The 5989-nt window shown below is 67.6% G+C and carries 7 protein-coding genes and 1 tRNA gene; 6 read left to right on the top strand and 2 right to left on the bottom strand.

Features of this window, described 5'->3' with window-relative positions; genetic code table 11:
• Nucleotides 1-104: 104 nt before the first annotated feature.
• Entirely contained in the window at nucleotides 105-494 is a 390-nt protein-coding gene (locus tag B4F19_RS12840; protein WP_040347802.1) for a heavy metal-responsive transcriptional regulator, read from the bottom strand.
• 105 nt (nucleotides 495-599) lie between these two features.
• On the opposite strand from B4F19_RS12840, the gene merA reads away from it, so the two are divergent.
• The 6 genes from merA (at nucleotide 600) to B4F19_RS12810 (ending at nucleotide 5576) form a co-directional block, all read left to right on the top strand.
• Complete coding sequence (gene merA / locus B4F19_RS12835; RefSeq protein ID WP_292728465.1) at nucleotides 600-2024, top strand: mercury(II) reductase; 1425 nt, start codon at nucleotides 600-602, stop codon at nucleotides 2022-2024.
• Nucleotides 2025-2069: 45 nt separating this feature from the next.
• Nucleotides 2070-2732 (top strand): organomercurial lyase MerB, encoded by a 663-nt coding sequence (gene merB, locus B4F19_RS12830; RefSeq protein WP_228179124.1) that lies wholly within the window; start codon nucleotides 2070-2072, stop codon nucleotides 2730-2732.
• 124 nt (nucleotides 2733-2856) lie between these two features.
• The gene (locus B4F19_RS12825) at nucleotides 2857-3060 is read left to right on the top strand and encodes a hypothetical protein (protein ID WP_375236801.1); all 204 of its coding nucleotides are present in this window, start codon (nucleotides 2857-2859) and stop codon (nucleotides 3058-3060) included.
• Complete coding sequence (locus B4F19_RS12820; protein WP_005882713.1) at nucleotides 3057-3581, top strand: TlpA family protein disulfide reductase; 525 nt, start codon at nucleotides 3057-3059, stop codon at nucleotides 3579-3581. Before B4F19_RS12825 ends, B4F19_RS12820 begins: the two co-directional genes overlap by 4 nt.
• 3 nt (nucleotides 3582-3584) lie before the next feature.
• Nucleotides 3585-4505: a cytochrome c biogenesis CcdA family protein gene (locus B4F19_RS12815; protein WP_058623030.1), complete on the top strand. Its 921-nt coding sequence runs from the start codon at nucleotides 3585-3587 to the stop codon at nucleotides 4503-4505.
• Between the two features lie 69 nt (nucleotides 4506-4574).
• Complete coding sequence (locus tag B4F19_RS12810) at nucleotides 4575-5576, top strand: IS481 family transposase (RefSeq protein WP_292735501.1); 1002 nt, start codon at nucleotides 4575-4577, stop codon at nucleotides 5574-5576.
• A 252-nt stretch (nucleotides 5577-5828) separates the two neighbouring features.
• Here the strand turns inward: B4F19_RS12810 and B4F19_RS12805 are convergent.
• A tRNA-Gln gene (locus B4F19_RS12805) sits at nucleotides 5829-5900 on the bottom strand.
• Between the last annotated feature and the right edge of the window lie 89 nt (nucleotides 5901-5989).

Raw genomic sequence — 5989 nt, 5'->3', positions numbered from 1 at the left:
ACGTCCCTGGACATCACACCTAGGTGTTGCTGGCCATAACGTTGTGGTCACGTAGGAAGGTCGCGGCAGGACGCTCCGCCTCTGCGCGCATCATCTCGGATTGGCTACAGGTACCTGCAGACCTCGTCGGCGTTGCAGGTCTCGGGTTCGGGTTCTGCGGCTGCGTCGCGGAGGGCGGCAACGTTGTCGCGGAGGGAGACGAGATCCGAGATCTGGCGCTCAATGTCCTTCAGACGAACGTCTAGGAGGTCCCGGACGTGGCCGCAGGGAATCTCGCCTCCATCGCGGATGTCGAGGATCTGTTTGATCTGCGCGAGGGTAAGTCCGGCAGCCTGGCCGCGGTGGATGAAGTCGATCCGAGTCGCTGCTTCCGGATCGTAGTCGCGGTATCCCGACGCGGTGCGCTCGGCCGCGGGAAGCAGGCCCTGCTCCTCGTAGAACCGCAGGGTCTTGGCGGTGGTGCCGGCCGCCTCGGCGAGTTCGCCGATCCTCATCTGGGTCTCCGATGTGTCACAGGTCGCACTTGACCTTCCCCCGCACTGGAAGGTCCATTGTGGCTGCATCAAGAGCAATTCTCAAGACTCAGGGGAGGAATCGGGATGCAGTCCAGGTACGACCTTGCGATCATCGGATCGGGTGGCGCCGCGTTCGCCGCCGCGATCCGCGCGACCACGCTCGGCAAGTCGGTGGTGATGATCGAGCGCGGCACTTTCGGCGGCACGTGCGTGAACACCGGCTGCGTGCCGTCGAAGGCGCTCATCGCCGCCGCTGAGGCCCGCCAGACCGCTGCCGAGGCGGGCAACCGTTTCCCGGGGATCGCCACCACAGCGGACGACGTGGACATGCCCGCGCTGATCAGCAGCAAGCAGGACCTCGTCGAGGAACTTCGGGGTGAGAAGTACGTCGACGTCGCCGACGCCTACGGCTGGCAGATCCGCCACGGCGACGCTGCGTTCGCCGGCACGCCAGAAGCGCCCGTTCTTGAGGTCACCGCGACTGACGGTGCGGTCGAGACGATCGACGCTGATCACTACCTGGTCGCCACCGGCGCCAGCGCATGGGCCCCACCGATCGACGGTCTTGAGGAGGCCGGCTACCTGACCTCGACCACGGCGATGGAGTTGACCGAGGTTCCCGACTCGCTGCTGGTGCTCGGCGGCGGCTACGTCGCCTTGGAGCAGGCCCAACTGTTCGCCCGGCTCGGGTCGAACGTCACCCTGCTGGTTCGTTCCCGGCTGGCGTCGAAGGAGGAGCCGGAGGTATCCAAGGCGCTGCAGGAGGTCTTCGCCGACGAGGGCATCCGCGTGGTCCGCCGTGCGGTCCCGACCCACGTTGCCCGTGACGACGTCAGGGGCCAGGTTGTTGTCACCGCTGACATCTCCGGCGGCGAGCAGGAATTCCACGCCGAACAGGTCCTCGTCGCCCTCGGCCGCCGACCGGTCACCGATGGGCTGAACCTCGATGCGGTGGAGGTGAAGACCGGCGACACGGGCGAGATCGTGGTCACCGACCAACTGCAGTCCTCCAACCCCCGGATCTGGGCAGCCGGCGACGTGACCGGGCACCCCGAGTTCGTCTACGTCGCCGCCCACCACGGCAACATGGTCGCCGAGAACACGTTCGCTGGCGCTGAGCGGTCGGTGGACCACAGCCGGCTGCCGCGGGTGACCTTCACCAGTCCGGCGATCGGCGCGGTCGGGATGACCGAGGCCCAGGTGCTCGCTGCCGGGATCCGCTGCGACTGCCGCGTCCTGCCGCTGGACTACGTGCCCCGGGCGCTGGTCAACCGCGACACCCGCGGCTTCATCAAGATCGTCGCCAACGCTGAGACCGGCGAGATCCTCGGCCTCACCGCCGTCGCCAAAGACGCCGGCGAGCTCGCCGCCGCCGGTGTCCACATCCTCGGCAAGACCGTCACCGAGGTCGCCGACGCATGGGCGCCCTACCTGACCATGACCGAAGGCATCCGGATCGCCGCCAAGGCCTTCACCACCGACATCTCCAAGCTGTCCTGCTGCGCGTGACCCGCAGCCGACAGCCTCCACCCGACTCATGAAGAAGGTACCGCCATGTCGGAGCTCACGACGCAACTGCCCGAACGACTCAACAACACCGAAGAGACCGGCCTTGACGCCGTCCTATCGATCCCGCTGCTGCGGCTGATCGTCGAGGGCGGCCCGGTCACCGTCGAGCAGTTCGCCGCGGCCGCCGGCCGTCCGGTCGACGACGTACGCACGGGTCTGGCCGTGGTGCCGGACACCGAGTACGACGACCAGGGCCGCATCATCGGCCAGGGCCTCACCCTGCGCCCCACCCCTCACCGGTTCACCGTGGCCGGTGAGGAGCTCTACACCTGGTGCGCCCTGGACACCCTGATCTTTCCGACCCTGCTCGAGCGCGCGGCGAGCGTGGAGTCGGTCTCCCCGACCAGCGGCGAGCCGATCCGGGTCACCATCGACCCCGTCGCCGGCGTCACCAGCGTCGAACCCGCCACCGCGGTGGTGTCGCTGGTCAACCCCGACCAGATCACCTCGATCCGGTCCTCCTTCTGCAACCAGGTCCACTACTTCACCTCCGATGAGGACGCCGCGGGCTGGCTGGCCGAGCACCCCCGCGCCGAGGTCGTGCCCGTGGCCGTTGCCTATCGAATCGGTACCGACCTCACGACCGGCTTCCTCAACCAGTTCCAGGCCAACGCGGCAGTGGCCGACGACGGCCACTGCCGCTGCTGACCAAGAACACCGAAGGGAACTCCACTCCGATGAAGTCCACCACGACGACCAACCGGGAGGCAGCGGCCTGCTCCTCGGAGCCGGGGCCGCGCTGCTCATGGTCGCCTGCTGCGCCCTACTTCCCTTGCTCCTCGCCGGTGGTCTGCTGGCCAGTGTCGGCGGGTTCCTCGGCAACCCCTGGGTGATCGGCACCGGCATCGCCGTCCTGGTGCTCGCGGTCCTCGCGACCACGCGGCGCCGCAGCGGCGGCAACAACGCCAGGCATGGCTGTTGCCCGCCTGTGAACTCCCCCCACCCCAGCGACACGAAGGACGACCAGAACCGATGACGCTTACCCGCACCCGCCGCGCGACCCTCTCGGTCGCCGGCCTCCTGCTTGCAGGCTCCCTGGCTCTGACCGCCTGCGGAAACACCGACGCCACACCAGCCGCAGATGCGGGCACGCCAGCGGCGGTTACTAGCATCGACGGCCAGATGGTCAGCCTGCCCGCCAGCGGGAAGCCGACCGCGGTGTTCTTCTTCTCCGTCGGCTGCGGCGAATGCGTTGAAGGCGTCCGCTCCCTCGGCGAGGCCGCCACCGCTGCCGAGAAGTCGGGTGCTGGGGCGAGCTTCCTCGCCGTCGACATGGACCCCGGCGAGTCCAAGGAGACCATCGAGGGATTCATGGAGTACGTCGACGCCGAACACGTCCCGGCCGCCATAGACGAGGGTGCCGCCTTGTCCCAGCGATTCGACGTTGCCGCCCTGTCCACCCTCATCGTCATCGACGGCGACGGCAAAGTGACCTTCCGTGCCACCGAGCCCGACGCGAAGACGATCACCGCCGAACTCGTCAAGGCCGGAGCCTGATCCATGGGCGGATTGCTCAGCCTCGCCTTCGCCGCCGGCATGGTGGCGCCGGTCAACCCATGCGGGTTCGCGCTGCTGCCGGCCTGGATCAGCCAGACCCTCGGCGACGCTGACGCCTCGCCCGTCCCGGTGCGGCTGCTGAGGGCCCTGCGGTCCGGAATCGCACTGGCGATCGGGTTCGCCGGCACCCTCGCAGCTGCGGGCCTGCTGGTGAGCGCCGGGGCTCGGGGCCTGATCCAGGCAGCGCCCAAACTCGGTCTCGCCGTAGGCGTCCTACTGGTGCTCCTCGGCCTGTGGATGCTGGCCGGCCGTTCGATCTCCGTGCGGTTGCCCCGGATCACCGGCCGAGCAACCGAAGGCCTCCCGCCAACCGCCCGGATGCTGGTCTTCGGGATCGGCTACGCCCTCGCCTCCCTGTCGTGCACCTTCGGAGTGATCCTTGCTGTCATCGCCCAGGCACAGGCCACCGCCAGCTACGCGGGGCTGCTGCTAGTCTTCGGTGTCTACGCCGCCGGCTCAGCCAGCATCCTGCTGCTGCTCGCACTCGCGACCACCGCCGCGGGTACCGGCCTAACCCGCCACGTCGCACGCCTCGGGAGTTATGGCCCCCGGATCACCGGCGCCGTCTTGCTGCTCACCGGCGTCTACCTCGCGTGGTACTGGTGGCCCGCCGCCACCGCCGACAACAACCTCGTCGCGACCGGCCGTGCCGGCGGTGTCGCCAGGCTCTCAACGACCCTGTCCGGCTGGGTTCAGGCTCACACGGCGCCGATCGCGGCGCTCGCGGTCATCTCCCTCCTCGTAGTACTCGCCCTTGGCGCCGCCCATAGGCGGCGTCGAGCCAGTTCCGAATCGCCGGAGGCCTGCTGCGACACCACGAACGTCGGCCTCGGCGTGTCAGGCGGCGACCACGAGGGTCAGTAGCCGACGGCTGAATGGGGGGCTTGGTCCGGGACTCAGCGACTCGACTGGAACATTCTTCGAAGGACGTGCATGACTCACCGCAACTCGCCACTGTCAGTCGAGGGACGTCGGCGGCTGGTCGAGCGTTGCAAGACCCGGCCGATCGCTCACGTGGCAGCTGAGATGGGAATCTCCCGCGCTACCGCGTCAAAGTGGGTCCATCGCCATCGTGAGTTCGGTGAGGTCGGTCTGCTCGACCGCTCATCGACGCCTAAGCAATCCCCGACAGCCGCCCCCAACGTCGTTGTTCGCGAAGTCGAACGCATGCGGCGCGAGCACAAGTGGTCAGCGGCTCGGATCACGTTCGAGCTCGAACAGGTCGGCATTCAGATCAGTCGGCGCACGGTGAGTCGCATCCTCACCGACCTGCAGCTCAACCGGCGCCGCTTCATCGACCCGACCGGGGAAAGTAACCGCGAAGCGAGGAAGATTGTCGCTCGGTGCCCCGGCCACATGGTTCACCTGGACGTCAAGAAGGTCGGCCGAATCCCCGATGGCGGCGGATGGCGGGCTCATGGCAAGGACAGCCCGGAAGCTCGCGCCGTCGCGCGGACGAAAACCCGCGGCACGCGAGCCGGCTACGTCTACCTCCACTCAGCGATTGACGGCTACTCACGCCTCGCGTACACCGAGGCTTTGCCGAACGAGCAGGCCGCGACGGCCGTTGCGTTCCTCGCGCGAGCGCGGGCATGGTTCGCGGCTCATGGCATCACGCACATCGAACGGATCGTGACCGACAACGGATCCTGTTACCGCGCCTCAGCGTTCGCCGATGCACTGGCCGGGTCGCGGCACCAACGGATCACGCCCTACACGCCCCGCCACAACGGAAAGATCGAGCGGTACAACCGGATCCTTGCCGAAGAGTTCCTCTATGCACGGACATGGACCTCAGAAGACGAACGCGCCAACGCCCTCGAGCGCTGGAACCTGCACTACAACTACCACCGCCCGCACGGTGCCGCGGACGGTCAGCCGCCGGCCACGCTCGTGCCAATTCGCGTCAACAACCTCCTGGCCTCATACACCTAGGTGGGTTCCGTCGTGCGTACGAGCCCGCACCTGACGCACGACCAGGCGACGAGGAAACGTTCATCGTCGAGGATCTCGTACCGTAGCCGGTCGCCGCACGTCGGGCACTCCCACGCCTGCGACTCACGACTTGTCACGGGCTCAGCCTAGGCGCCCCCGAGGGCTCGCGACGGCGCGCCCTCGACGGGGGTGCGTCGCACGCGCGGGTCATCAGAAACGACGAAACCCGCGGGATTCCGCGGGTTTCTCTTGCTGGGGTACCTGGACTCGAACCAAGAACAACTGAACCAGAATCAGCCGTGTTGCCAATTACACCATACCCCAAGGGTTCCCGCCGGAACGGGCGCCAAGGGTCAAGTCTAGACGACGCGAAAGGCCCCGCCAAACCAGCGACTTGACTCATGTAAAAGGTC

It is taken from the genome of Microbacterium sp. UBA1097, assembly GCF_002313585.1.
In the GTDB taxonomy this organism is placed as follows: domain Bacteria; phylum Actinomycetota; class Actinomycetes; order Actinomycetales; family Microbacteriaceae; genus Microbacterium.
Note: the sequence above shows the minus strand (reverse complement) of the source record. Positions and strands in the feature narration are given on the sequence as shown.

Bases quoted from the DNA above. Each gene is read 5' to 3' on its own strand.
- B4F19_RS12840 (WP_040347802.1), bottom strand. From the start codon at position 494: ATGAGGATCGGCGAACTCGCCGAGGCGGCCGGCACCACCGCCAAGACC.
- merA (WP_292728465.1), top strand. From the start codon at position 600: ATGCAGTCCAGGTACGACCTTGCGATCATCGGATCGGGTGGCGCCGCG.
- merB (WP_228179124.1), top strand. From the start codon at position 2,070: ATGTCGGAGCTCACGACGCAACTGCCCGAACGACTCAACAACACCGAA.
- B4F19_RS12820 (WP_005882713.1), top strand. From the start codon at position 3,057: ATGACGCTTACCCGCACCCGCCGCGCGACCCTCTCGGTCGCCGGCCTC.
- B4F19_RS12815 (WP_058623030.1), top strand. From the start codon at position 3,585: ATGGGCGGATTGCTCAGCCTCGCCTTCGCCGCCGGCATGGTGGCGCCG.
- B4F19_RS12810 (WP_292735501.1), top strand. From the start codon at position 4,575: ATGACTCACCGCAACTCGCCACTGTCAGTCGAGGGACGTCGGCGGCTG.